This window comes from Mycobacterium yunnanensis (assembly GCF_025823185.1).
GTDB classification, from domain to species: Bacteria; Actinomycetota; Actinomycetes; order Mycobacteriales; family Mycobacteriaceae; genus Mycobacterium; species Mycobacterium yunnanensis.
On the sequence record NZ_JACKVK010000013.1, the window covers coordinates 14,582 to 40,247 of the forward strand.

The following is a 25,666-nucleotide window of genomic DNA, read 5'->3' on the forward strand; positions in this document are numbered from 1 at the left end:
CTTGATTGGTTCTCGGGCTGGTTACTGAAGTCGTTCGAGCGTGCTGGCGAGCTCGGCGCCGGTCATGGGTTCGCGGGCCACGACCAGAATGGTGTCATCCCCGGCGATCGTGCCGACGACGTAGGGCAGCGACGAGCGGTCGATGGCGCTGGCCAGGTAGTGCGCCCCACCCGGCGGGGTGCGCAGGATCGCGAGGTTGCCGCTGGCGTCGGTGGACACCAGCAGCTCACCGAGCAGCTTGGTGACCCTCTCGGTGCCGCCGGACACGCCGCGCACGGGGCTGCCGTCCTCGGGGACGACGTACACCCCGGTGCCGCCGTCGACGCCGCGCAACTTCACCGCCCCGAGCTCTTCGAGGTCGCGCGAGAGGGTCGCCTGGGTGACCTCGATGCCCTCGCCGGCCAGCATCGCCGCAAGCTCGCTCTGGCTGCGCACCGAGTGCGAAGACAGCAGCGACACGATGCGCGCCTGCCGCCCCGCCCTGGTCGAGGTGGTCACGACTGATCCAACAGCCACACCAGCAACGCCTTCTGCGCGTGCAGCCGGTTCTCCGCCTCGTCCCACACGGCGCTGCGCGGTCCGTCGATGACGTCGTCGGTGATCTCGTGACCACGGTGGGCGGGCAGGCAGTGCAGCACCACCGCATCCGGGTCGGCCTGCTCGAGCAGCGCGTCGTTGACCTGGAACGTCCGGAACGGCCGCACGCGGTCCAGGCCGTCGTTCTCCTGGCCCATCGACGTCCAGGTGTCGGTCACCAGGACGTCGGCACCCTTGGCGCCGGCCTTGGCGTCGGAGGTGACGGTCACGCTGGCCCCGGTCTCGGCGGCGCGGCGTTCCGCGGCGGCGACGAATTGCCGCGCCGGCTCGAAACCCGTTGGGGCGGCGATGGTCACGTGGATTCCCGCCGTCACCCCGCCCAGCATCAGCGAGTGCGCCATGTTGTTGGCGCCGTCACCGAAGTAGGTCATCTTCAATCCCCGCAGCTCGCCCTTGCGCTCAGCCAGCGTCTGCAGGTCGGCGAGCACCTGGCAGGGGTGGAACTCGTCGGACAGCGCGTTGACGATGGGTACCGTGGCGCCGGTGGCCATGGCGGTCAGCCGTTCCTGGGCGAACGTCCGCCAGACGATCGCGTCGACGTAGCGCGAGAGCACCGCGCCGGTGTCCTCCAGTGTCTCCTCGCGGCCCAGCTGGGTGCTGCGACCGTCCACGACGACGGCGTGACCGCCGAGCTGGGCGATGCCCATCTCGAAGGAGAACCGGGTACGGGTGGAGTTCTTCTCGAAGATGACCGCGACACCCCGCGGACCTTCCAACGGGCGCGCACTGAACGGCGCCTTCTTCAATTCGGCTGCGAGGCTGAGGACTTCGGCCTGCTCGGCGGGTGAGAGGTCGTCGTCGCGTAGGAAGTTCCGGACGGTCACGAGGTCTCCTGGGCTGTGTCGAGAACGGTGGGCAGCGCGGTCAGGAACGCGTCGATCTGGGCGTCGGTGACCACCAGCGGCGGTGCCAACCGGATGACGTCTGGCGCCGCGGCGTTGACGAGGAAACCGGCGTCGCGGGCCGCGGCCTCGACCGCCTTGCCCTTGGGTGCGGTCAGCACGATGCCGCGCAGCAGACCGCGGCCGCGAACGTGGTCGACGAGGGGGTGGCCGATGGCCTCCACACCGTGGGCGATGACCTTGCCGAGCACATCGGCCCGCGACACCAGGTCCTCCTCCGTCAGCGTCCGGAGCACCGCGAGGGCCGCGGCCGTGCAGACCGGGTTGCCGCCGAAGGTGCTGCCGTGCAGACCCGGCGTCAGCAGTGTCGCCGCCTCGCCGATCGCCAGGCAGGCGCCGATGGGCAGACCGCCGCCGAGGCCCTTGGCCAGGGTGACGACGTCGGGGGTGATGCCGTCGTGCTGGTGGGCATAGAACGTTCCGGTACGTCCCACCCCCGTCTGCACCTCGTCGAGGACGAGCAGGGCACCGTGCCGCGCGGTGATCTCACGCGCCGCGGTCAGGTAGCCCGGCGGCGGCGTGACCACCCCGCCCTCCCCCATGATCGGTTCGAGGAAGACCGCGGCGGTGTCGGAGTCCACGACTCGTTCGAGGGCGGCGACGTCGCCGTAGGGCACGTGGGTCACGTTGCCGGGCAGGGGTGCGAACGGTGCCTGCTTGGAGGGTTGACCGGTCAGCGCGAGCGAGGCCATGGTGCGACCGTGGAAGGCGTTCTCGGCGGCCACCAGATTGGTGCGGCCGGTCAGCCGCGAGATCTTGAACGCGACCTCGTTGGCCTCGGTGCCGGAGTTGCAGAAGAACACCCGCGCGGGCACGTCGCCGCCGAGGTGCGCGACGAGCGCCTCGGCGAGGGCGACGCCCGGTTCGGTGGCGTACAGGTTGGAGGTGTGACCGAGGGTCTCGAGCTGGGTGGTCACCGCGTCGATGACGGCGCGGTGCCGGTGCCCCAGCACGTTGACGGCGATGCCGCCGAGCAGGTCGACGTAGGTCTTGCCGTCGGCGTCGGTGACGACCGCACCGTCACCGCTGACCAGGGCGACCGCGGGCGTGCCGTAGTTGTCCATCATCACGGCCTGCCAACGTGCTTGCAGCACTTCGGTATTCGTCATCTGGGTGCACCCTTCCCGTCGCTCCGCTCGCCCCGGACACCTCTCCCGTCGCTCCGCTCGCCCCGGGTCACCTTGGTTCCCGAGCCTTCGTCGGTCAGCAGTTCCACCAGCACGCAGTGCTCCACCCGGCCGTCGATCACGTGAGCGCTGGGCACCCCGCCTGCGACCGCCCGCAGGCAGGCCTCGATCTTGGGCACCATGCCCGCCTCGAGCGTCGGCAGCAGGTCGGTCAGGGTGGCGGCGTCGATCTCGCTGACCAGCGACGTGCGGTCGGGCCAGCTGGTGTAGAGGCCCTCGACGTCAGTGAGCATCAGCAGCTTCGTCGCCGACAGCGCCTCGGCCAGGGCGGCGGCGGCGGTGTCGGCGTTGACGTTGTGGACCACGCCGTCGGCGTCGGGAGCCACCGTGGAGATGACCGGAATGCGCCCGGCGTCGATGAGGTCCGTCACGGCGGTGACGTCGACCTTGGCGACGTCCCCGACCAGCCCGATGTCGGTGGGCACACCGTCGACGAGGACGCTGCGGCGCACCGCGGTGAACAGCTGCGCGTCCTCACCTGTGATGCCGACGGCATACGGACCGTGGGCGTTGATCAGGCCGACGAGTTCGCGGCCCACCTGACCGAAGAGCACCATCCTGGCCACGTCGAGCACTTCGGGCGTGGTGACGCGGAATCCGCCCTTGAAGTCGCCTGCGATGCCCAGTTTGGTGAGCATGGCGCTGATCTGCGGGCCACCGCCGTGCACCACCACCGGATGGATGCCGCAGTTGCGGAGGAACACCATGTCGGCGGCGAACGCGGTCTTGAGGGTGTCGTCGGTCATGGCGTTGCCGCCGTACTTGACGACGACGATCTTCCCGTGAAGCGCCGTGAGCCACGGCAGTGCCTCGGCCAGGACGGCGGCCTTGGTGTGGGTGGAGGCCGTCACGAGCTGTAGGCCGAGTTCTCTTCGACGTAGGCGTGGGAGAGGTCGGTGGTCCGCACCGTGGCCTGACCCGTCCCGACCGCGAGGTCGACCACCACGGATATCTCGGCCCCGGAGAGGTCCACCTCACGCGCGCCCGGAGCGCCGGCGCCGTCGACGCACACAGGAGTGCCGTTGAACGACACGCTGATTCGATCGGCCGCCATGTCGACCGGCGCCATCCCCACCGCGGCCAGCACCCGGCCCCAGTTGGGGTCGGAGCCGAACAGCGCCGTCTTGACCAGGCTGTCGCGGGCGACGACCCGGGCCGCGACGACCGCGTCGGCCTCGTCGGCCGCGCCGGTCACCGTGATCGACACCCGCTTGGTGACGCCCTCGGCGTCGGCTTGCAGCTGCGCGCAAAGGTCGTCGCAGACGGCCAAGACGGCGGCGTCGAGTTCGTCCTGCGTCGGGGTGATCTCACTGGCGCCCGAGGCCAGCAGCAGCACGGTGTCGTTGGTCGAGCAGCTGCCGTCGATGTCGAGCCGGTCGAAGGTGCGCCCCGCCGCGGCACGCAGTGCCCGGTCGAGAGCGTCGGAGTTGGCGACGGCATCGGTGGTGATCACGCACAGCATGGTCGCCAGCGACGGCGCCATCATGCCGGCGCCCTTCGCCATCGCGCCCATCGTCCAGTCGCCGTCGTGGTGCAGCGCAACCTGTTTCGGCACGGTGTCGGTGGTCATGATGGCCTGGGCCGCCTCGGCACCGCCGGTAAGCCCGCCAGCCATCTCCTGCACGACGTCCTTGACGCCTCCGAGCACCTTGTCCATCGGGAGCCGGTCCCCGATGAGCCCGGTCGAGCAGACCGCGACCTCGATCGCGCCGGTCTCGGTGCCCCAATTCGACAGGGCGTCGGCGACGGCCTCGGCCGTGGCGTGCGTGTCCTGAAAGCCAAGCGGGCCGGTGCAGGCATTGGCACCACCGGAATTGAGGATGACGGCCCGAAGACGCTTGGTGGTCATCACCTGCTGGGTCCAGAGCACCGGGGCGGCCTTGACCTTGTTGCGGGTGAACACCGCGGCCGCGGCGAGGTCGGGGCCCTCGTTGACCACCAGGGCAAGGTCGGGCTTGCCGGAGGCCTTGATGCCCGCGGCGATACCGGTCGCCCGGAAGCCCGACGGCGCGGTGACGCCCTGATTGCGGATCAGCCGGGTCCGACTCCCCCGGTCGCTTCGCTCCTGCCCTCCGGTCACGGCGCTACACCCACGATCGAAAGCCCTTCCGTCTCTTCCCATCCCAGCGCAATATTCATCGACTGCACGGCCGCCCCTCCGGTTCCCTTGACGAGGTTGTCGATCGCGCACAGCGCCACCAGCACACCGGCGTCCGCGTCGACGGCCACTGCGACCTGCGCAGCGTTGCTGCCGATCACCGAACCTGTGGTCGGCAGTCGACCCTCGGGAAGCAGATGCACGAACGGTTCACCTCCGTAGGCCTTCTCGTAGGCGGCCCGAATCTCCGACTGCGACGCCGTGGTCTTGGCGGTACACGTGGCGAGGATGCCGCGGGAGGTCGGAATCAGCACCGGGGTGAAGGACACGGTGACGTCCTCGTCGGTCACCGTGCGAAGACCCTGGGCGATCTCGGGGGTGTGGCGGTGCGTGCCGCCGACGCCGTAGGCGCGCGCCGAGCCGATGACCTCGGAGCCGAGCAGGTCGACCTTGGCAGCGCGTCCGGCCCCGGAGGTGCCGCTGACCGCGACCACGGTCACGGCCGGCTCGACGAGGTGCTCGGCGAGCGCGGGTAGCAGAGCGAGCAGGGCGGCCGTCGGATAGCAGCCGGGCACGGCGATCCGCTTGGTGGTGCGCAACGCCTCACGGCCGCCGGGCAATTCGGGCAACCCGTAGGGCCAGCTGCCCGCGTGCGTCGACCCGTAGAAGCGCTCCCAGGCCGCGGGATCGGTCAGCCGGAAGTCCGCGCCGCAGTCGACGATCAGGGTGTCGGGGCCCAGTTGCTCGGCCAGGGCCGCCGAATGTCCGTGCGGCAGAGCCAGGAACACGACGTCATGGCCGGCCAACACGTCGACCTCGGTGGGCTCCAAGACCCGGTCGGCCAGCGGCAGCAGGTGGGGATGGTGTTCGGTGAGAGAGGTGCCGGCGCTGGCCGCGGCCGTGAGCGCGCCGATCTCCAGGCGTCCGTCGGCCAGGGCGGGGTGGCCCAGCAGCAGCCGAAGGATCTCGCCGCCCGCATAGCCGCTCGCACCGGCCACCGCCACAGAGGTCATGCTGCGATTCTGCATGTTTATGCGTGCAGGTGCAAATTCATTTATCAGCGGCGTTGCACGGCGCCCACCCGGGCCACTGCGACCTCGACGGCGGCGTCGCGCGCCGCGCTCGCCTCGTCCTCGGTAAGGGTCCGGTCGGCAGCCCGGAACCGCAGCGCCAGCGCCACGGACTTGTGGCCCTCGCCGACCTGCGGGCCGGTGTAGACGTCGAAGATGCGGACGTCCTCCAGTAGCGCGCCCGCGCCCTCGCGGACGGCGTCGACCACCGACTGCGCGGCGACGTCATCGGCCACGATCAGGCTGACGTCTTGGAACACCGCCGGGAACGGCGACACCGACGGGGCAGGCAACGGCTCGACGACGGGCACCGCGCTCAGGTCCAACTCCAGTGCGCACACGCCCTTGGGCAGTCCTGAGCGCTCGATGACGGCGGGATGCAGCTGACCGGCATACCCGATCACCTGCCCGTCGTAGACGATCTCGGCGCACCGCCCGGGATGCCATGGCAACTGCTGCGCGGCCCGGAATTCGAACTCGACGTGGCAGGCCCGGCCGATCACGCGCACTGCCTCGAAGGCGTCCATGGCGTCCACCGGGCGACCGGGGCCCCACGGACCGGCAGGCTCGCGCAGACCGGTCAGCACCGCGCCGACGTGTAAGGGCTGGCGCGGCAGCGCGCCGTCGATCGTCGCCATCTCGGCCTCGGTGGGGCGACGGTCGACGGGCAGCCGGTCGACCGCCTTGGTCTGGGGAGTGGCCAGCACCACCTGCTGAATGCCGAAGAGCGCGTCGTCGACGGCGCCGCGGGAGACGTTGCGTATCAACGCCTCCAGAAGGCCGGGCAGCAGCGTCGAGGCGAGCTGGGGCCGATCGGCTTCGAGCGGGTTCAGTACGGACATCGTGGCGCGCCGGGGATCGTCGGCGGGCAGCCCCCACACGTCGAAGACGCCGGCGGGCAGGAACGGCGTCGGCAAGATCTCGACGAAGCCGTTGAGCGCCAACGCCTTTCCAACGGCACGTCGCCGCTTCTGCGTTGGACTCAGACCCCGACCGGCGGGCGCCGTCGGCAGGATCGACGGAATCTTCTCCAGACCCTCCAGCCGCAACACCTCCTCGACCAAGTCGGCGGGCTGGCGAAGGTCGGGGCGCCAACTCGGCGGCACGACGGTGACCACGCCGTCGGACTCCGTGACGCGACACCCGATCTGAGTCAGCCGTCGCACGGTGGCACCCGCGGGATACGCCACACCGGCCAGACGGTCGGGCAAGTCCACCGGCATCTGGACCGCCGGGGGCGACCAGTCCTCGCGAGGCGGATCGCCGCGCCAGTCGGTGAGAGAGGGTTCGACGGTGCCACCGGCGATATCGGCCAGCAGCGCGGCGCTGCGGTCGAGCGCGGCGACGGAGATCGCCGGGTCGACGGTGCGCTCGTAGCGCCGGCTCGCCTCCGACACCAGATGCAGACGGCGTTGCGTACGTGACACCGTCGCCGGATCCCACACTGCCGCCTCGAGCAGCACGTCGGTGGTGGTGTCGCGCACCTCGGTGGTGCCGGCGCCCATCACCCCGCCGAGGGCGGCGGTGGCCACGTCGTCGACGATCAACACGTCGCCCGCGTCGAGGGTGCGCGTCACGTCGTCGAGGGTGACGACCTCCTCCCCCTGCTCGGCGAAGCGCACGTCGAAGGCGCCGCTGATAAGGCTGCGGTCATGGGCATGCAGGGGGTGCCCGAGCTCCACCATCACGTAGTTGGTCACGTCGACCGCGGGAGAGATGGCCCTGATGCCGCTGAGCAGCAGGCGGCGCTGCATCCACCACGGCGACACGGCCGTGGGATCGATGCCGACCACCGGCCGCACGCTGAAGCGCTGAACACCCGTGCCAGGCTGGACCGACACCGGCCAGGCCTCACCGGTGACGGGCAGCGGCGGGACCGCGGCGGGGTCGACGAACTCGAGGTTGTAGGCGCAGGCCAGTTCACGGGCCATTCCGCGGATGGAGAGGCAGTAGCCCCGGTCCGGGGTGATCGCGAGGTGGAAGACCACGTCGTCGAGGCCGACCACGTCGACTGCGGAGTCGCCGGGCTCGGCGGTGCCCGGCGGCAACACCATGATCCCGGCGTGGTCGGTGCCCAGGTTGAGCTCGGAGGCCGAGCAGATCATCCCGTCGGAGGTGCGGCCGTAGGTCTTGCGCTTGGCGATCGTGAAGTCCCCCGGCAGTACGGTGCCGGGCAACGCGACGACGACAAGGTCTCCGACGGCGAAGTTGGTTGCGCCGCAGACGATGTCGCGTGGCTCGGGTTCTCCGACGTCGACCCTGCAGGCGCGGATGGGCTTCTTGAACCCGGTGAGCTCCTCGATCTCGACGACCCGCCCGATCGTCAGCGGACCCGACACCGGACCCACGGGGACGATCTCCTCGACCTCGTGTCCGATGCCGATGAGCGCGCGCTCGAGTTCCTCGGGAGAGACGTCCCAGTCGGGGGCGCCGGCGCGCACGACGTCACGCAACCAGCTGTAGGGAACGCGCATCAGACGCCCACCCCGAACGGCAGGGAGAACCGGACGTCACCCTCGACCATGTCTCGCATGTCCGGAATGCCGTTGCGGAACTGGAGGGTTCGCTCCAGACCCATGCCGAACGCGAATCCGGAGTACTCGTCGGGGTCGATCCCGCACGCGCGCAGGACGTTGGGGTTCATCATCCCGCAGCCACCCCACTCGACCCAGCCGGGACCGCCCTTCTTGTCCTCGAACCAGATGTCGACCTCGGCCGACGGCTCGGTGAACGGAAAGAAGTGGGGGCGAAGGCGCGTGCGGCCGTGCGGCCCGAATTCGGCACGCGCGAACGCGTCCAGCGTGCCGCGCAGGTTGGCCATCGTCAGCCCGCGGTCGACGGCCATGCCCTCGACCTGGTGGAACACCGGCGTGTGGGTCGCGTCGAGTTCGTCGGTGCGAAACGTCCGGCCGATGGAGACGATGTAGACCGGCAGCGTGCGTTCGAGCAGAGCACGGATCTGCACCGGCGAGGTGTGGGTGCGCAACACCTGACGTGACCCGTCGGGGGCGATCTGGAAGGTGTCCTGCTCGCTGCGCGCAGGGTGGTCGGGCGGGAAGTTCAGGGCGTCGAAGTTGAACTGCTCGGTCTCGACCTCGGGTCCCTCGGCCAGCTCCCAGCCCATCGCGACGAAGACGTCCGCGACGTGGTCGGCGAGGATGGTGATGGGGTGACGGGCGCCGATCGGCTGGCGCGTCGACGGCAACGTCACGTCGATGCGTTCGGCGACCAGGGCGGCGGCGTCCCGCTCGGCACGCAGCACGTCGATGCGCGCGTCGAACGCCTCCTGGGCACCGGTGCGCGCCACGTTGACGCGCCGGCCGGCCTCGGCCCGCTGGGTCTTGTCCAGTGCCCCCAGCGATTGACGTGCCAGCGCGATGGGCGACTTGTCGCCCAGATGCTCGGTCTTGGCTCGGGCCAGGGCGTCGAGGTCACCCGCACGTTCGAAGGCTTCGCGCGCCGCGTCCACGGCGCTGGTCAGCGCTTCCTCGGAAAGTGCCGACGAGTCCGGCTGATCTACCACCCGGCGATCATAGCCACGGGTTGGCTGTGAGCCGCGCTACCCTCACGTCGGACGGGCCCGTTCGCGGACCCGGGCCGGGTAGGCCTGCGTCATCCCCACCGCGCCGACGATGACGACGACCGGGATCACCCAGTTGGTCCAGTCCACGGTCTCCGGCACCCGGGTGGCCACGAAGCCCAGCGTCGAGATCAACGCGAACACCAAGGCCCACATCAACGTCAGCACCCGGTTGGTCTGCCGGAAGGCCGGCTTCTCCCAATCCTGCAGGGGCCGGTCCATTTTCGCGTACTGCTCGGTGAACGGCGTGAACGCCATGGACACCAGTGCCATCACCGCGAGGACGCCACTGGACAACGTCGTGGCGTAGGTGTCCATCCAGTCGCGGTCCGTGGCCCCCAGCACGACGCCCGCCGCCGTCACCGCGACGAAGAACCCGATGGTGACGAGCTCGAGCAACCGTGGTCCCCCGCGCCCCATGGAGATGCCGAGGATGATCGCCGACAGCACCGCGCACAGCGCGCCGAACATCCACGTGCTGGGTCCCTCGGCCACCACCCAGTAGATGATCCACGGCACGAACCCGACGAAGGGGCTGTGTTCGAACCATTCATCCACCACTGGAGGGTAGCCAACCAACCCTCAGGCGACACCCTTCTGCACGAGCAGTGGCAGCACACCCTCCGCGAACCAGTGCGCCTCCTCCAGATGGGGGTAGCCGGAGAGAATGAACTCGTCGAACCCCAGCGAGTGGTACTCGACGATGAGGTTCGCCACTTCCTCGTGGCTGCCCACCAGCGCCGTGCCCGCTCCCCCGCGCACCAACCCCACCCCTGCCCACAGGTTGGGGTAGATCTCGAGATCGTCGAGCCGGCCACCGTGCAGCGCCGTCATGCGCCGCTGCCCCTCTGACTGCGAACTGGCGTGCAGCGCAGTCTGTTTGGCGATCTGGTCTGCGCTGAGCCCGGCGACGAGCTCGTCGGCCACCGCCCAGGCGGCGGCCGAGGTGTCCCGACTGATGGTGTGCAGACGGATGCCGAATCGCAGGGTGCGCCCCCGCGCCGCCGCGAGTTCGCGTACCTTCGCGATCTTGGCGGCCGCTGCCTGCGGTGGCTCGCCCCACGTCAGGTAGACGTCGACGTGTTGGGCCGCGATGGGCAGCGCAGCCGGAGAGGATCCCCCGAAGTAGAACTGCGGCAACGGGTCCGGCGGGGCGGACACCATCGCGTTCTCGACGTGGTAGTACTCGCCCGTGAAGTCCAGCGGTCCGTTTCGCCAGACCGAGTCGACGATGTGCAGGAATTCGCCCGTGCGAGCGTAGCGTTCGTCGTGGTCGAGCCAGTCGCCGAAGCGCCGCTGCTCGACGTCGTCGCCGCCGGTCACGATGTTGAGCAGCACGCGGCCGCCCGAGAACCGCTGCAGGGTCGCCGCCTGCTGGGCGGCCAGCGTGGGCGGAACCAGCCCGGGCCGGAACGCGACGAGGAACTTCAGCCGCTCGGTCTCGGCCAACAGGGCCGCCGTGGTCAACCACGCGTCCTCGCACCATGTTCCGGTCGGTGTCAGCACGCCTTCGAAGCCGAGCCGGTCGGCCGCACGGGCCACCTCGGCGAGGTAGCCACGGCTCGGTGGCCGATAGTTCGGCGGCACGACCTGGTTCGACGACGCGTGCGACGACGCGACGATGGAACGGCTGTCGCCGCTGGTGGGCAGGAACCAGAAGAACTTGGCCGTCGACATGGAACTCCTAATTGGCCTTCGTCAGAAAGGGTTTGAGTACGTCGTCGTAGCGGTGGTCGACCCAGTCGGCGAACGTCGGCGCAGACGCGATCTGCTTGGTCTCGGCGAACAGGTCGGCCAGCTTCTGCTCCGAGTCGACCAGCGGGCCGGACAGCTCCGTCGAGGAGCGCAAACTGCGGCCCTGCGCGGCGGTCGCGACGGGTAGGGACAGGCCCACCGCCGCCGAGTACTTGGCGGCCCATTCCTCGGGGTGGTCCTGCGCCCAGCGCGTTGCCTTCGCGTAGCGCACCAGCAGATCGCCGAGCGCCGAGTTGCGCTTCGGGTCGGCGAGGGCGGCGTCCGACGCGATGCCGAATCCGGCCCCGTTGGTGACACCGGTGGCCTGGGCAATGCTTCGCACGGGCACCCGCTGTTCCACCTGCGCGGTGTACGGATCCCAAATCGCCCAGGCGTCAGCCTGCCCGCTGGTGAAGGCGGTCAGCGCGTCGGCGGGTTGCAGGAAGACCAGCTTCACGTCCGCGGGGGTGAGACCCGCCTTCTGCAGCTGCGCCAGGATGTGCCCGTGCGCGGAGCTGCCCTTGCCGACGGCCACGCTCTTGCCGCGCAGGTCGGCGACGGTCTTGATCGGCGAGTCCGCCCGCACCAGGACGCGGTCGCCGTCGCCGCCGTTCTCGTAGGCCGTCACCACCTTGACCTTGGCGTTCGAGGCGGCGCCGAAGATCGGCGGAGTGTTGCCGGTGATGGCGAAGTCGATCTTGCCCGCCGTCGCGGCCTCGATCTGCGGTGGTCCCGAGGTGAAGGTGGAGAACACCACCTGGTACGGCAGGTCGGTCAGGACGCCCGCGGCCTTGAGCAGCGACTCGGTGCCGCCCTTCTGGTCGCCGATCTGCAGCGTCACGTCCGACAGCTCGGACAACGGCACCGTGGCCGGCGCCTCCTGCGTGCCCGCGTTCTCCTCTCGCGACACGCAGCCGGCCAGCACTGCAACCAGCGTCAGCACCGCTGTGACGCGCAGCGCGATCACTCGTCTGGATGCGGACATGACGGTTCCCCCTCGTGAATCGACGGCACAGTGGTCAGAGTTCGACGCCGAGCTCGTCGAGCAGCACGGCCCGGTAGCGCTCGGTGTTGCGCGAGGGATCCGACGGCGACCGCCGGGCGTCGTCGACGACCAGCTCGTGCGACACGCGACCCTCGTCGAGGACCAGCACCCGGTCGGCCAAGGCCACCGCTTCGTCGACGTCGTGGGTCACCAGCAGCACCCCGAATCCGTGTTCACGCCACAACGTCAACAGCAGCGCCCGCATCGTCAGCCGTGTCAGCGCGTCGAGGGCACCGAACGGTTCGTCGAGCAGCAGCAGTTCCGGTTCGGCCACCAGGGCTCGCGCCAAGGACACCCGCTGCGCCTGTCCACCGGACAGCGTCAGGGGCCATGCCGTGCCGCGGTCGCCGAGACCGACGTCGGCCAACGCCCGGTCGGCGCGAGCCGTCCTCTCGGCCGCGGGCAGTCGGCTGCGGGTCAACCCGTACCCCACATTGGTTCGGACGTCGCGCCACGGGAAGAGCCGCGGCTCCTGGAACGCCAACGCCGGCGGCCCGGTGACCACGCGCTCGCCGGTGTGGTCGGTGGACAGGCCGGCCAGCACGCGGAGCACCGTCGACTTCCCGGAGCCACTGCGCCCGATGAGCGCGACGATCTCGCCGTGCCCGATGCGCACCGACACGTCATCCAGCACGTGGTGCTCGCCGTACCACTTGTCGACGTGACGAAGTTCGCCGGCGACTCCGGTCCGGCGTTCGGAGGTGACCGTCACGAGCGGTACCTCGACGCACGGCGTTCGGCGGCCCGCACGATGGCATCCGTCCCGATGCCGAGCATGGCGTAGACCACCAACCCGAAGATGATGACGTCGATGCGCAGGAAGTCGCGGGCGTTGTTGATGAGGTAGCCGATGCCCTTGTCGGCGTTGATCTGCTCGGCCACGATGAGCGTGAGCCACGCGATGGCCAGGGATTGACGCAACCCGACGAGCACCTGGGGTGCGGCGCTGGGCACGATGATGGTGCGGAACCGCTGCCAGAACGAAAAGCCAAGCACCTGAGCGGTTTCGAACAGCTTGGGGTCGACCTGTCGGATCGCGGAGAAGGTGTTGAGGTACAGCGGGAAGCTGACGCCGAGCGCCACCAGAAGCACCTTGGGCAGTTCGCCGATGCCGAACCAGAGGATGAACAGCGGAATCAGGCCGAGGTGGGGCAACGCCCGGACCATCTGCATCGGCGGGTCGACGGTGGCCTCGAACCATGGCGAGAGCCCCACGGCGGTGCCGAGGACCACGCCAACCAGCCCGCCGAGGAGCAATCCCTGCAGCACTCGGACACCCGACACGGCGAGGGCGTCGACGAGTTCACCGCTTCTGACGAGCTCGACCCCTGCCTCGAGGATCAGGGACGGGGCGGGGAGGACGTCCTGAGGAATCAGTCCGAGTGCGCTGCCGAGCTGCCAGAGCGCCAGTAGCGCGATTGGCGAGGCCAACCGGATTAGCCCCCACCTTCGCCGCTTCACCCGGGCAACGGGCGGAGGTACGACGAGGGAGGCGGTCACGATGGTGCGACGCTACGGAGCGCCGCGCCGCCGCGGAAGGTTTCGACTCGCTCTGAGCCGAACGCAGCTCAGGCCAGGGTGGTGACCGCGAGCGGGGTCGGCGACCCGGATTCCCGGATGGTCACGGTGCGGATGTCCGACTTCGGAATCACCGTGGCGGCAGCGAGATTCGAGGCCTGCTTCTCCACGCCCGACGGACGCCACGAGGCGACGACGGACTCGGCGCCCTGCTTCGTGGTGACGACCAGGTCGTAGCCGGTGGCCTTGACCGCCCAGTCCTTGGTGTACTGGCACTCCCAGTCCAGGCGCGTGCCCCACGGCTCCTCCGAGAGCGCCAGCGAGGCCGTCACCCCCTGTCGTTGGCCGGCCGCCATCGCCTGCAGATCGACACCGTCGGAGGACTGACGGGGGATGACGGCGTACCCGACCAGGCCGCCGATGAGCAGGAAGGCAGCCGCCGAAGCCAGCGTGGTCACCCACCGGGAGCCGCGGGAACGTTCGCGACGTCGCTGCGTCGCCGCGGCGAACGACGCGGGCGCGGCGGGCGCCTCCTCGCGCCGAGGCGCCGGCTCGGCGTCGAGCAGAGCCATGGCCTCCTCGGGTGAGAGCACGTCGAGGATCGAGGTGAGCTCGGCGCCGTCGCGCAGTTCGGCGGGTTCGCCCGAGACGGCGAGGTGTCGTTCGTATTCGGCGGCTTCCTCGGCCGAGAGGGCACCCAGCAGGTAGGCGGCATCCCATTCGGCCATGTCGCGTTCGGAGGTCATTTGACGACCCCCCTTTCCTCCAAGGCGACGCGGAGCGCGCGCAAGGCGTAATGCAGTCGAGATTTGACGGTTCCCGGCGGGATGCCCTCGTGGTGGGCGATCTCGACGGCGGTTTGTCCTAGGTAGTGAGCGCGCACGAGCACGGTCCGATGCTCAGGGCTCAGCGATCGCAGGGCATCGGAGACGACCCACTTGTCGACCGCAGGGCCGAAGATGTCCGGTGCGCTTCGTTCGGGGACCACGTCGGTCTGAAACTCGCGCTTGTAGCGCGAGCTGCGCCGATCGTCGATCACCAGGTTCCTGGCGACTGTGTGCAGCCACGCCCGCGTCGAGTCTTGCGAATACGTGGTCAGGATCGTCTCGTTCTGCCACAACCGCAGCAGCGATTCCTGCACGACGTCCTCGGCGAATTCCCGGTCGCCTCGGGTCAGACGAAGGACGAATCGGTTCAAGGCCGGGCCGTGCTCGTCGTGGATGACCTTCAGCAACTCGGCGTTGGCCGGATCGACCGTCTGCCGCGGCTCGGGTGAAGAGTCCGTCATCGTGAGCTAGTTCCTCTGTCGGTCCGTGGTTCACGCGGTTGACGGCTCGAGCTGCGCGTCGATGCGGCGAACGTATGTGAAACATACCCACTCTCCCGTTTGATTCCCCGTCTGACGAGGCGTCCTGGCCTGCGCCCTCACCTCGGCGGCCCGTGAAACTCTCGGCGCCGCGTCGACCGTGCCACGCGGTAGCGGTTGCCGTGACTGCGCGCGTGGCGCGAACGCAGGCATCGGATGTCGAGCACGACCCCGGAGACCGCGTCGGCCCCGGAGTCGTCGGGCTCCGCGGCCGTTTCGTCCTCGGTGTGCAACACCCCGACGAATTGGTATCCCCGCCCGCGGACGGTACGAATCACGTGTTGCGAGACACCGTCGTCACCGAGGGCGCGTCGAACCGCCTTGATGCGACTGGACAGCGCGGCCTCCCCCACGAACTTCCCGCCCCACACGGCGTCGAACAGTTCGATCTTGGTCACGACCCGGTGGTGATGCTTGACGAGCTGTGTCAGCACGTCGAACACCTGCGGCTCGACGGGAATGGAAACCCCGTCGCGCCGGAGTTCGTAGCGAGGCAGGTCCAGGACGAAGTCACCGAAGTACCACACGGCGGGCTCGATCGCGGAGTCAGTCGACGTAAGCGGCGATAGCACGGTCACGGTATCCCTTCTGGCGTTACACCCCCTTCGAGGTGCTGTCAGGAGGAACGACGGGCGACCACGCCAGATGGTTCAGCCGAATTGGCACGAATCTTCAGCGCCAGCCGTCGGCCGCCTTTGCAGCCCGCATCAGCGCGTCGCACAGCTCACGGAGTTCGGACCCGTCGGCGCCCTCCTCGAGGGCCGTGGCCACGTCCTCTGCGGCACACCTGACCTGGTAGACGCGATCGGAGAGCTGCGCGGCCTCATCGGCGGACAGCACCACCGAATCGGGCGCCAGCGGCGTGCCCTTGACCATGGCGCGTTGCTCGTAGGCCCGTTGGCGGCACGACTGACGGCAGTACTGACGTCGCCGGCCCACACCCGCGTCCGGCACCTCGCGACCACACCAGCGGCACGGTTGAACTCGGCGTCGCCGTCGCGTTTCTGGTGCCACGGCACTCGACTGTAAACGGCTGACCCGCGTGGCCCCGGTATCATGGACACTCGCGTCGGGAACTTCGAGCCACACGGCTGCGTTGACATCCCCGGAACGTTCGCAGGAAGAGGAGTGAGAACCATGGCTGATCGTGTCTTGAGGGGTAGCCGACTCGGAGCCGTGAGCTACGAAACCGACCGCAACCACGACTTGGCGCCCCGGCAGATGGCGCGTTACCGGACCGACAACGGCGAGGAGTTCGAGGTCCCCTTCGCCGACGAGGCCGAGATTCCCGGCACCTGGCCCTGCCGCAACGGCATGGAGGGCACGCTCATCGACGGCGACGTGCCCGAGCCCAAGAAGGTCAAGCCCCCGCGCACGCACTGGGACATGCTGCTGGAGCGTCGCTCGGTCGAGGAACTCGACGAACTGCTCAAGGAGCGGCTGGACATCATCAAGACCCGTCGCCGCGGCGCCAGCAGCTAGCGCACGACTCCGCGGGCGCGGTCGAGGCGCCCGCGGATGCCCCACTCGGCGATCTTGAAGATCGCCTCGCGGATGTTGGAGCCGCTCATCTTCGACTTGCCCAATTCACGTTCGGTGAACGTGATGGGCACTTCTGCGACGGTGAAGCCGGCACTGATGGTGCGCCACGTCAGGTCGACTTGGAAGCAGTAGCCCTTCGAGTCCACGGCCGAGAGGTCGATCTTCTCGAGCACCTCGCGGCGGTAGGCCCGATAGCCCGCGGTGATGTCGTTGACGTCCACCCCGAGCGAGATGCGGGAGTAGCCGTTCGCCGTGCGCGACAACATCATTCGTCGCCGCGGCCAGTTGCGCACGGTGCCCCCGTCGACGTAGCGCGAACCGATGGCCAGGTCGGCGCCCGCGTCGACCGCGTCGAGCAACCGGTACAGCTCCTCGGGTGCGTGCGAGCCGTCGGCGTCCATCTCCACCAGTACGGAGTACGCCCGGCCAAGCCCCCAGGCGAAGCCCGCCAGGTACGCCGCACCAAGACCGTTCTTGGCGGTGCGGTGCATCACGTGAATGCGATCGGGATCGGCAAGGGCCAGCTCGTCGGCCAGCTCACCGGTGCCGTCGGGACTGCCGTCGTCGACCACCAGCACGTGCACGTCCGGCCGCGCCGCGTGCACCCGACCGACGATCAACGGAAGGTTCTCGCGCTCGTTGTAGGTCGGAATGATGACCAGCGTGCGCTGACTGGGGCGGTCGCCACCCGGCATCATGCGCGGTCTCGCTCGTCGGTCATGTCACTCCTTCGTCGTGGACTTCTCGGCAGCCGGCGCCTCGTGACGGCGCCGCGCGAACTTATCCGCCAGCGGACCATTGTGCAGCATGGCCCAGACGAAACCCCCCACCCCGGCGATCACGATCACGCCCTGCACGACGGGGCCCCAGCGGGTTGCGGGCGTGAGGCTGGACTTCAGCCTGATCTGGGAGTCGAGGTAGGCGGGGGTGAAGAAGTCGGTGCGGCCTAGCTCCCGACCGTCCGGCCCGATCACGGCGCTGATTCCGACGGTGCCCGCGACGACGACGAAGCGGTCGTGCTCGACTGCCCGCAGCCGCGCGAACGACAGGAGCTGGGCGCTCATCGACTCGTCGAACGTGGCGTTGTTGGTGGGGACGGCCAGGAACTGGGCCCCGTTGAGCACCGATTCGCGGGCGGCGCGGTCGAAGATGACCTCCCAGCACGTCGTCACCCCGATGGGGATGCCTGCGGCGTGGACGACGCCGTTGCCCGAGCCGGGGACGAAGTAGCCCGCCCGATCGGCGAAGGACGACAACTTGCGGAAGAAGCTGCGCCACGGCAGGTACTCCCCGAACGGCTGCACGATCTTCTTGTCGTGTCGCTCACCGGGCCCGGTCGCCTGGTCCCACACGATCACCGTGTTGGTCGCCTCCGGGTCCTGTGGGGTGTAACCGGGTGCTGCGACGACCGCCCCCACCAGGATCGGGGCGGCGATGGCGTCGGCGGCGCCGGCGATCTGGTCGGCGGCGTCCTGGTTGACGATCGGGTCGATGTCCGAGGAGTTCTCGGGCCACACCACGACGGCGGGTTGCGGCGCGCGGCCCGCGCGGACGTCCTCCGCCAGGCGCATCGTCTCCCGCACGTGGTTGTCCAGCACGGCGCGGCGCTGGGCGTTGAAGTCCAGCCCGAGGCGCGGCACGTTGCCCTGCACCGCGGCGACGGTCGTGGCGGAGTCGTCGGCCGCACCCACCGCGGACTGCCGCACGAAGGGCGTGGCGAGGGCGACGACGACCAGCACGAGCGCGACGCCGGCCCCCGGCACCAGGATCGCCGGCAGGTCGACCCGGCCGCTGTGGTGGTCGGTCTGCCACCAGCGGACGGCCTCCATCACGATGGCCGCGAGGCCGAACCCGATCAGCGCCACGGCGAAGGACACCAGCGGCACGCCGCCGAAGTGGGCGACGACGAGCAACGGCCCGTCGTCCTGCGCGTAACCGACAAGCCCCCAGGGAAAGCCGCCGAACGGGACCGTCGACTTGAGCCACTCACCGAGCACCCACAGGCAGGCGAACCACACCGGCCAGCCGGGTAGCCGGCGCACCACGACGGCGAGGAGTCCGAAGACGGCGGGAAACAGCGCCTCCATCGCCGACAGCGCCAACCACGGCACGGCCCCGACGAAACCGCTGATCCAGGGCAGCAGGGGGACGTAGAACGCCAACCCGAACAGGAATCCGTACCCGAACCCACCCACCGTCGTGGTGGCCGGCCGGGTCAGCAGCCACGCCAGCAGGCCGAAGGCGACGAAGCTGGCGGGCCACCATCCAAAGGGCGGGAAGCTGACGCACACCAGGATGCCGGCGGCGATGGCCGCGGTCAGGCGCACGGCACGCGGCTGCAATGCGCCCAGCAGGCGGGCCACCACCGCGCGATCAGCCATGGATGGTGACACCCCGGTGCACCGTCTGACGACAGGTCGGCAGGAGCGCATCCGGGGCGAGCCGAGGCAGGGCGGGGATTCGCGATCGCGGGTCGGTGGACCACCGGGCCACGGTGTCGGCGGGCGCGGCGACCTCGAGGGCTCCGAGACCCCCCGGGACGTCCCACACCGCGTAGGTTGCGGGCGCGCCAGGCGCCAACGTGCCGGCCACCCCGTCGCGGACGCCGCCGGCGCGCCACGCGCCGCGGGTGGCCGCCGCGAACGCCGCCCGCGCCGACACTGCGCTGCCCGACGTGTGATGGGTGGTTGCGGCCCTGATGGTCTCCCACGGGTTCATGCCGGTGACCGGCGAATCGGAACCGAAGGCGAGTGGCACGCCTTGGGATGCTAACAGCGCCAGCGGGTTCAGGAGAGCCGCGCGGTGCGCACCCAACCGCCGCGCGTACATGCCGTCGGCGCCGCCCCACAGGGCGTCGAAGTTGGGTTGCACGCTGGCGATCACACCCCAGCTGCCGAGCTGGGCAGCCTGTTCCTCGGACACCATCTCGAGGTGTTCGAGCCGATGGCCACACCGTGCCACGGCCGGGGCTCCGCGCCGTTCGACCACCCGCGCCACGGCGTCCACCACGGTCGTGACGGCGGCGTCGCCGATGACGTGGAAGCCCGCCGCGATTCCGGCCTCGGTGCACGCGTCCAGATGGGCCTCCACGGCGGCGCCGTCGAGATAGGCGTTGCCGACGCACCCGGGGGCGTCGGCATAGGGCTCGCCCAGCCACGCGGTGTGCGAGCCCAGCGCCCCGTCGACGAAGAGATCACCGGCGAGACCGCGGACGCCCAACTCATCGACCAGTCCTCGGGCCGCGGCGGCGGTGGTGACCGCCTCACCCCAGTAGCCCACGACCTCGACGCCGTGGTCGAGCGCGTGCAGTTCCCGCCAGTCGTCGGCGCCCCCGATGTCGGGCCCGGCGCACTCGTGCACCGCGGCGACGCCGCAGCCGGCCGCCGCGTCCAAAGCCGCCACCCGGGCCTCGCGGCGCTGACCGGGGGTCAGCGACGCGCGAGCCGCGGCGCGCACCAGGTGGTGGGCGTCGGCAGTCAGCGGCTGCTGGTCGTGATGCCCGGCGGCGTCGGTCAACCCGGGGACGGTCCTGCGCAGGGCGGTCGACGCCGCCGCGGAGTGCACGTCCACCCGCGCCAGGTACGCGGGCCGGTCGCCGAGCAGCCCGTCGAGGTCGGCGGTGGTCGGCGCCGTGCCCTCCGGCCACCGCGACTCGTCCCAGCCGTGACCCCAGACGGGTCCGTCGGGATGGCGGCGGGCGTAGTCGCCGACGAGCCGCAACGCATGCTCTCGCGACGTCGCGGCGCGCAGGTCCAACCCCACCAGCGCGAGACCGGTCGCCGTGACGTGGACGTGGGCGTCGACGAACGCCGGAGTGACGAAACCGCCGTCGAGGTCGACCACCATGGCGTCGGGAAACTGCCGACGGCCGACGTCGTCGGTGCCCACCCAGGCGACGACGCCGTCGGGCCCGTCGCTGATCGCGATCGCCGTGGCGTCGGGCATGGCCGGGGTGTAGACCTGGCCGCCGAGCAGCAGCGTCGTCAAGCGACGTCGGGGTGCCGGGGCAGGCGCGCCTGCTCCACGTCGGTCACGTCGACCACTTCGCCGTCGACGTAATCGGTGCTTCTACGGGCGCGGAACGGCGCACCTCCGGTCTGGGTGACGATGATTGGCATTCGACCGAGGCTACGGGCGGCCACCGCCGCCACGACGGGGCGGGCCAGGGCACGGGTGGGCGGCACGAGCAGCAGAAGCCCCAGCACGGAGGTGACCAGGCCGGGGACGACGGTCAGCACGCCGCCCAGCGCCACCAGGGCGCCGTCGGACACCGCGCCCCTGGGCTCCGAGAGCCCCCTCTGCAGCCGCTGAATCTGCCCCTTCACCTGCGAGCCGGCCACCACCAGGCCCGCGACGAAGGTGCCGACCACCAGCAGGAAGGTCCACCCGAAGCCGATCGTGGAGACCAGGGCCACCACGACCGCCAACTCGACGAGGACGTAGATCAGGAAGAGCCGCATTGCCATGCCCGGTCAACGTTTCGCACGGCCCGACGGTTCCTAGGGTGAATCGATCGCGCGAACCTCGATGGCGGCGTGCACCTTGTCCACGCCGCCGCGGATCAGCGCCTGCGGGATCCACCACCAGGCGTGATACCAGAAGCGCTTGGTCGCCAGATCGAACACCCGCCGCGTCTCCGACTCTGGCAGCATGCGCGCGACGGCCTCGACGGGTTCGCCCTTCACCTTGCCGAGCACCCCGCACTTCTGGATCGTCACCCGCGGAGTGTTGTTGATGCGCTTGGTCTTCCACGACCCCTTGTCGGTGCTGATCAACAGCTTGTCACCCTCCGGCACGCCCCAGATGGGCGTCGGCTTGGGCCGACCGTCCTTGGTGAACGTGGTCAGCAGCAGGTACTTCTCGCGGTAGACGTCCTCGAAGGTGGGCACTAGCTGGCCTTCAGTTCGATGCCCACGTTGTTCTTCATGCCGCCCTTGAGCTTGCTGAAGACGTTGAACAGCTTGCCGACGATGCCGTAGCGCCTGCCGATCGCGTCGTAGACCTTCGGCGTCTCGGTTTTGTCCAGGATCGCCGCGACCGCCTCGACGGACTCCCCCTTGGGCTTGCCGCCGCGATCGCACTCGGCGATGGTGACGCGCGGGGTGTTGCGGATGCGCTTGACCTTCCAGGACTTCTCCTGGGTGATGGCGACGACGCGACCGCGGTCGTCCGGCGCGACCCAGATGGCCGTCGGCTTGGGCCGGCCGTCCTTGGTGAACGTCGTCAACAGCACGTACTCGGACTTCGCGACCTCGGCGAACGTGGGGGCCATGTGGTGAATCTAACCCTCCAGGTCGCCTTCGGTCTCGAGCAGCACCTGACGCAGCCCGTCCAGGGTGGCCGACTCGGGCTGAGCCCACATGCCACGCCCGGCGGCCTCCAGCAGTCGCTCGGCCATGCCGTGCAGCGCCCAGGGGTTGGACTCGTTCATGAACTTGCGGTTCTCCTCGTCGAGCACGTACTCCCCGGCGAGGCGCTCGTACATCCAGTCGGCCATCACGCCCGCGGTCGCGTCGTACCCGAACAGGTAGTCCACGGTCGCGGCCATCTCGAAGGCGCCCTTGTAGCCGTGCCGACGCATCGCCGACATCCAGCGCGGGTTGACCACGCGCGCGCGGAACACGCGGGTGGTCTCCTCCGACAGCGTGCGGGTGCGCACGGCCTCGGGCCGGGTGTTGTCCCCCACGTAGGCTTCGGGGTCCTGGCCCGTCAGCGCGCGGACGGTCGCGACCATGCCACCGTGGTACTGGAAGTAGTCGTCGGAGTCGGCGATGTCGTGCTCACGGGTGTCGATGTTCTTCGCCGCCACCGCGATCCTGCGGTACTGGCGGTTCATGTCGTCGCTGGCGGCGGCGCCGTCGAGGCCGCGACCGTAGGCGAAGCCACCCCATGCGGTGTAGACCTCGGCGAGGTCGGCGTCGTCGCGCCAGTTGCGGCTGTCGATGAGCTGCAGCAAACCCGCGCCGTAGGTCCCCGGCTTGGAGCCGAAGATGCGGGTCGTGGCTCGGCGCTGGTCGCCGTGGTCGGCGAGGTCGACGCTGGTGTGGGCCTTGACGTAGTTCTGCTCGTCGCTCTCGTCGAGTTCGGCGACCAGGCGCACGGCGTCGTCGATCATGGTGACGACGTGCGGGAAGGCGTCGCGGAAGAAACCCGAGATGCGGACCGTCACGTCGATGCGGGGCCGCCCGAGTTCGTCGAGGTCGACGGGCTCGAGGTCGACCACCCGGCGTGACGCGTCGTCCCACACCGGTCGCACGCCGATCAGCGCCAGGACTTCGGCGACGTCGTCACCGGAGGTGCGCATCGCCGAGGTGCCCCACACCGACAGACCGACCGAGCGCGGATACTCGCCCTTGTCGGCGAGATAGCGCTCTACCAGCGAATCTGCCAGCGCCATACCGGTTTCCCACGCCAGTCGCGACGGCACGGCCTTGGGGTCGACGGAGTAGAAGTTGCGCCCGGTGGGCAGCACGTTGACCAGGCCGCGCAGCGGCGAGCCCGACGGGCCGGCGGGGATGAAGCCCCCGTCGAGCGCGTGCAGGATCTGGTCGATCTCGTGGTTGGTCTCCCGCAGCCGCGGGACCACCTCACCGGCCGCGAAGCGCAGGACGCTCGCCACCTCCGGGGTCTCGGCGATGCGGTCGACGGCCTCGACGTCCCAGTCGGCGTCGGCCAGCGCGGCGACCAGTTCGCGGGCACGTTGCTCGGCGACGTCGACGGCACCCCTGACGTCGGTGCCGTCCTCGGCCAGGCCGAGCGCCTGACGCAGCCCCGGCACGGTGTGTTCGCCACCGAAGAGCTGGCGGGCGCGCAGGATCGCCAGCACCAGGTCCAGCTCGGCCTCCCCCACGGGGGCCTGGCCGAGCACGTGCAGACCGTCGCGGATCTGGACGTCCTTGATCTCGCAGAGCCACCCGTCGACGTGCAGCAGCATGTCGTCGAAGACGTCCTCGTCTGGGCGGTCCTCCAGGCCGAGATCGTGGTCCATCTTCGCCGCCCGCATCAGGGTCCAGATCTGCTGGCGGATGGCGGGCAGCTTTCCGGGATCCAGCGTGGCGATGTTGGAGTGTTCGTCGAGCAGTTGCTCGAGACGGGCGATGTCGCCGTAGCTCTCCGCGCGGGCCATCGGCGGGATGAGGTGGTCGACGAGCACCGCGTGGGCCCGGCGCTTGGCCTGGGTGCCCTCTCCCGGATCGTTGACCAGGAAGGGGTAGATCAGCGGAAGGTCACCCAGCGCCGCATCGGTGCCGCACGTCGACGACATGCCAAGTGTCTTGCCTGGCAACCACTCCAGGTTTCCATGCTTGCCGAGGTGGACCACGGCGTCGGCCTTGAAATGACCGGAGCAGCCGTTTCCAAATTGCCCGTCGAGCCACCGGTAGGCCGCCAAGTAGTGGTGGCTGGGCGGTAGGTCGGGGTCGTGGTAGATCGCCACCGGATTGGCGCCGAAACCGCGCGGGGGCTGCACCATGATCACGACGTTGCCGGATTGCATTGCGGCGATGACTATCTCGCCGTCGGGATCGTGGGTGCGGTCGACGAACAAGTCGCCGGGCGGCGGACCCCAGTGTTCGACGACGGCGTCGGCCAGCCCGGCGGGCAGCGTGGCGAACCACGCCCGATAGTCCTTGGCCGACACCCTGATCGGGTTGCGGGCCAGTTGTTCCTCGGTCAACCAGTCGGGATCTTGGCCGCCGCGTTCGATCAGGGCGTGGATGAGCGCATCGCCATCCTGGGCGTCGACGCCGGGCACGTCCCCGATGTCGTAGCCGGCGTCGCGCATCGCGCGCAGCAGGCCGACGGCGCTGGCCGGGGTGTCGAGGCCGACGGCGTTGCCGATGCGCGCGTGCTTGGTCGGGTAGGCCGAGAACACCAGCGCCACCCGCTTGTCGGCAGGCGCGATGCGTCGCAGCCGGGCCTGCCGCACCGCGAGACCAGCCACCCGCGCACACCGCTCCGGGTCGGCGACGTAGGAGATCAGACCCTCGTCGTCGATCTCCTTGAACGAGAAGGGAACCGTGATGATGCGACCGTCGAATTCCGGCACGGCCACCTGGGTGGCCACGTCGAGCGGACTCATGCCGTCGTCGTTCTCGCTCCACTGCGTCCGCGACGACGTCAGGCACAGCCCCTGCAGGATGGGGATGTTCAGTGCGGCCAGGTGCGCGACGTTCCACGTGTCGTCGGCGCCTCCTGCGGTCACCGTCGCCGGGACGGCTCCGCCGGCGGCCAGCACGGTCGTCACGAGGGCGTCGACGGTGCTCAGGAGTTCGAGCAGTTCGGGTTCGGGCGTGCGCAGCGAGGCCGCGTAGATGGGCACGGGTTGGCCGCCGGCGGCGTCGATCGCGTGACACAGCGCCCCGACGTAGGCCGTGTTGCCGGCCAGATGCTGGGCCCGGTAGAAGAGGACCGCCACGCGGGGGCCGTCGTTGGAGGCGACGTGGCCCGCCGGGCACTCCAGCACCCCCCACGTGGGGGTGGCCTCCGGCGGGGCGAAGCCCAATCCCGTCATCAGCAGGGTGTCGCTCAGAAAGGCGTGTAGCTGTTGGAGATTCGCGACACCGCCCTGGGCCAGGTATACGTGGGTCTGCAGGGCGACGCCCGCGGGCACCGTGGAATGGCTCATCAGGTCGGCGTCAGGAGATTGTTCGCCGCTGATCACGATCGTGGGGATGCCCTTGGCGACCACGGCGTCGATGCCGTCCTGCCAGCTGCGGTAGCCGCCGAGGATCCGGATGACGGCGACGTCGACGCCGTCGAGCAGAGTGTCGAGTTCACCGTCGACCAAGCGGCTGGGGTTCATCCAGCGGTACTGCGCACCGCTGGCGCGCGCCGTCATCAAGTCGGTATCCGACGTGGACAGCAGGAGAACGGTGGGCTGGTGCACCTACCATTCGTACCGCATCGTGGTTACCGGTCGGAGTTTCCCCAGCGGCCGTACCACGATTGTTGGTACGGGCGTCCCAGCATGACCGCCAATACGCCCACCACTGCCGCGAATGCCACTAGTCCCACCATTGCCGTTCC

At 69.7% G+C, this 25,666-nt stretch carries 24 protein-coding genes and 1 pseudogene; 1 reads left to right on the plus strand and 24 read right to left on the minus strand.

The annotated features are described in order from the left end of the window. Positions 1-21: 21 nt before the first annotated feature. The 17 genes and pseudogenes from H7K45_RS23725 to H7K45_RS23805 form a co-directional block, all read right to left on the minus strand. On the minus strand, positions 22-564 hold the full coding sequence (locus H7K45_RS23725; RefSeq protein ID WP_372512629.1) for an arginine repressor: 543 nt from the start codon (positions 562-564) through the stop codon (positions 22-24). Continuing rightward, positions 495-1,421 (minus strand): ornithine carbamoyltransferase, encoded by a 927-nt coding sequence (gene argF, locus H7K45_RS23730; RefSeq protein ID WP_263998503.1) that lies wholly within the window; start codon positions 1,419-1,421, stop codon positions 495-497. The genes H7K45_RS23725 and argF overlap by 70 nt, the downstream gene beginning before the upstream one ends. Then, the gene (locus H7K45_RS23735; protein ID WP_263998504.1) at positions 1,418-2,608 is read right to left on the minus strand and encodes an acetylornithine transaminase; all 1,191 of its coding nucleotides are present in this window, start codon (positions 2,606-2,608) and stop codon (positions 1,418-1,420) included. The genes argF and H7K45_RS23735 overlap by 4 nt, the downstream gene beginning before the upstream one ends. Further along, a complete protein-coding gene (argB, locus tag H7K45_RS23740) occupies positions 2,605-3,537 on the minus strand; it encodes an acetylglutamate kinase (RefSeq protein WP_263998505.1) in 933 nt (310 codons plus the stop codon). Before argB ends, H7K45_RS23735 begins: the two co-directional genes overlap by 4 nt. Then, positions 3,534-4,766, minus strand: coding sequence for a bifunctional glutamate N-acetyltransferase/amino-acid acetyltransferase ArgJ (gene argJ, locus H7K45_RS23745; protein WP_263998506.1), 1,233 nt, complete (start codon positions 4,764-4,766; stop codon positions 3,534-3,536). Before argJ ends, argB begins: the two co-directional genes overlap by 4 nt. Continuing rightward, positions 4,763-5,812: an N-acetyl-gamma-glutamyl-phosphate reductase gene (gene argC, locus H7K45_RS23750; RefSeq protein WP_263998507.1), complete on the minus strand. Its 1,050-nt coding sequence runs from the start codon at positions 5,810-5,812 to the stop codon at positions 4,763-4,765. The genes argJ and argC overlap by 4 nt, the downstream gene beginning before the upstream one ends. A gap of 29 nt (positions 5,813-5,841) precedes the next feature. Continuing rightward, positions 5,842-8,328, minus strand: coding sequence for a phenylalanine--tRNA ligase subunit beta (pheT, locus tag H7K45_RS23755; protein WP_263998508.1), 2,487 nt, complete (start codon positions 8,326-8,328; stop codon positions 5,842-5,844). Then, on the minus strand, positions 8,328-9,377 hold the full coding sequence (gene pheS / locus H7K45_RS23760; protein ID WP_263998509.1) for a phenylalanine--tRNA ligase subunit alpha: 1,050 nt from the start codon (positions 9,375-9,377) through the stop codon (positions 8,328-8,330). Before pheS ends, pheT begins: the two co-directional genes overlap by 1 nt. A 42-nt stretch (positions 9,378-9,419) precedes the next feature. Continuing rightward, positions 9,420-9,992 carry a hypothetical protein gene (locus H7K45_RS23765; RefSeq protein ID WP_263998510.1) on the minus strand — a complete coding sequence of 191 codons (573 nt, stop codon included), beginning with the start codon at positions 9,990-9,992 and terminating at the stop codon, positions 9,420-9,422. Between the two features lie 24 nt (positions 9,993-10,016). Further along, the gene (locus H7K45_RS23770; RefSeq protein ID WP_263998511.1) at positions 10,017-11,111 is read right to left on the minus strand and encodes an LLM class flavin-dependent oxidoreductase; all 1,095 of its coding nucleotides are present in this window, start codon (positions 11,109-11,111) and stop codon (positions 10,017-10,019) included. A 7-nt stretch (positions 11,112-11,118) separates the two neighbouring features. Continuing rightward, positions 11,119-12,153, minus strand: a complete 1,035-nt coding sequence (locus H7K45_RS23775; protein ID WP_263998512.1) for an ABC transporter substrate-binding protein — start codon at positions 12,151-12,153, stop codon at positions 11,119-11,121. A 34-nt stretch (positions 12,154-12,187) separates the two neighbouring features. Next, positions 12,188-12,925, minus strand: a complete 738-nt coding sequence (locus H7K45_RS23780) for an ABC transporter ATP-binding protein (RefSeq protein WP_263998513.1) — start codon at positions 12,923-12,925, stop codon at positions 12,188-12,190. Next, the gene (locus tag H7K45_RS23785) at positions 12,922-13,674 is read right to left on the minus strand and encodes an ABC transporter permease (protein WP_372512658.1); all 753 of its coding nucleotides are present in this window, start codon (positions 13,672-13,674) and stop codon (positions 12,922-12,924) included. Before H7K45_RS23785 ends, H7K45_RS23780 begins: the two co-directional genes overlap by 4 nt. 107 nt (positions 13,675-13,781) lie before the next feature. After that, positions 13,782-14,477, minus strand: coding sequence for a hypothetical protein (locus H7K45_RS23790; protein WP_263998514.1), 696 nt, complete (start codon positions 14,475-14,477; stop codon positions 13,782-13,784). Beyond that, positions 14,474-15,019: a sigma-70 family RNA polymerase sigma factor gene (locus H7K45_RS23795; protein WP_263998515.1), complete on the minus strand. Its 546-nt coding sequence runs from the start codon at positions 15,017-15,019 to the stop codon at positions 14,474-14,476. The genes H7K45_RS23790 and H7K45_RS23795 overlap by 4 nt, the downstream gene beginning before the upstream one ends. 278 nt (positions 15,020-15,297) lie before the next feature. Continuing rightward, positions 15,298-15,624: pseudogene (locus tag H7K45_RS23800) on the minus strand (winged helix-turn-helix domain-containing protein); the annotation flags it as partial. Between the two features lie 145 nt (positions 15,625-15,769). Next, a complete protein-coding gene (locus tag H7K45_RS23805; RefSeq protein WP_263998516.1) occupies positions 15,770-16,111 on the minus strand; it encodes a hypothetical protein in 342 nt (113 codons plus the stop codon). A gap of 123 nt (positions 16,112-16,234) precedes the next feature. Between H7K45_RS23805 and H7K45_RS23810 the strand changes: the two genes are divergently transcribed. After that, positions 16,235-16,579: an RNA polymerase-binding protein RbpA gene (locus H7K45_RS23810; RefSeq protein ID WP_263998518.1), complete on the plus strand. Its 345-nt coding sequence runs from the start codon at positions 16,235-16,237 to the stop codon at positions 16,577-16,579. On the opposite strand, the gene H7K45_RS23815 is transcribed toward H7K45_RS23810, so the two are convergent. The 7 genes from H7K45_RS23815 to cobN are packed head-to-tail and all read right to left on the minus strand — an operon-like array spanning position 16,576 to position 25,526. Next, a complete protein-coding gene (locus H7K45_RS23815; protein WP_263998519.1) occupies positions 16,576-17,337 on the minus strand; it encodes a polyprenol monophosphomannose synthase in 762 nt (253 codons plus the stop codon). The two genes, H7K45_RS23810 and H7K45_RS23815, sit on opposite strands and share 4 nt — an antisense overlap. Before the next feature lie 24 nt (positions 17,338-17,361). Beyond that, positions 17,362-19,020 (minus strand): apolipoprotein N-acyltransferase, encoded by a 1,659-nt coding sequence (gene lnt / locus H7K45_RS23820; RefSeq protein WP_263998521.1) that lies wholly within the window; start codon positions 19,018-19,020, stop codon positions 17,362-17,364. After that, entirely contained in the window at positions 19,013-20,626 is a 1,614-nt protein-coding gene (locus tag H7K45_RS23825) for an amidohydrolase (protein ID WP_263998522.1), read from the minus strand. Before H7K45_RS23825 ends, lnt begins: the two co-directional genes overlap by 8 nt. After that, the gene (locus H7K45_RS23830) at positions 20,623-21,105 is read right to left on the minus strand and encodes an FxsA family protein (protein WP_263998523.1); all 483 of its coding nucleotides are present in this window, start codon (positions 21,103-21,105) and stop codon (positions 20,623-20,625) included. The genes H7K45_RS23825 and H7K45_RS23830 overlap by 4 nt, the downstream gene beginning before the upstream one ends. A gap of 33 nt (positions 21,106-21,138) precedes the next feature. Further along, complete coding sequence (locus tag H7K45_RS23835; RefSeq protein ID WP_263998525.1) at positions 21,139-21,528, minus strand: PPOX class F420-dependent oxidoreductase; 390 nt, start codon at positions 21,526-21,528, stop codon at positions 21,139-21,141. Further along, entirely contained in the window at positions 21,528-21,911 is a 384-nt protein-coding gene (locus H7K45_RS23840) for a PPOX class F420-dependent oxidoreductase (RefSeq protein WP_263998526.1), read from the minus strand. Before H7K45_RS23840 ends, H7K45_RS23835 begins: the two co-directional genes overlap by 1 nt. Before the next feature lie 9 nt (positions 21,912-21,920). Beyond that, positions 21,921-25,526, minus strand: a complete 3,606-nt coding sequence (cobN, locus tag H7K45_RS23845; RefSeq protein ID WP_263998527.1) for a cobaltochelatase subunit CobN — start codon at positions 25,524-25,526, stop codon at positions 21,921-21,923. Between the last annotated feature and the right edge of the window lie 140 nt (positions 25,527-25,666).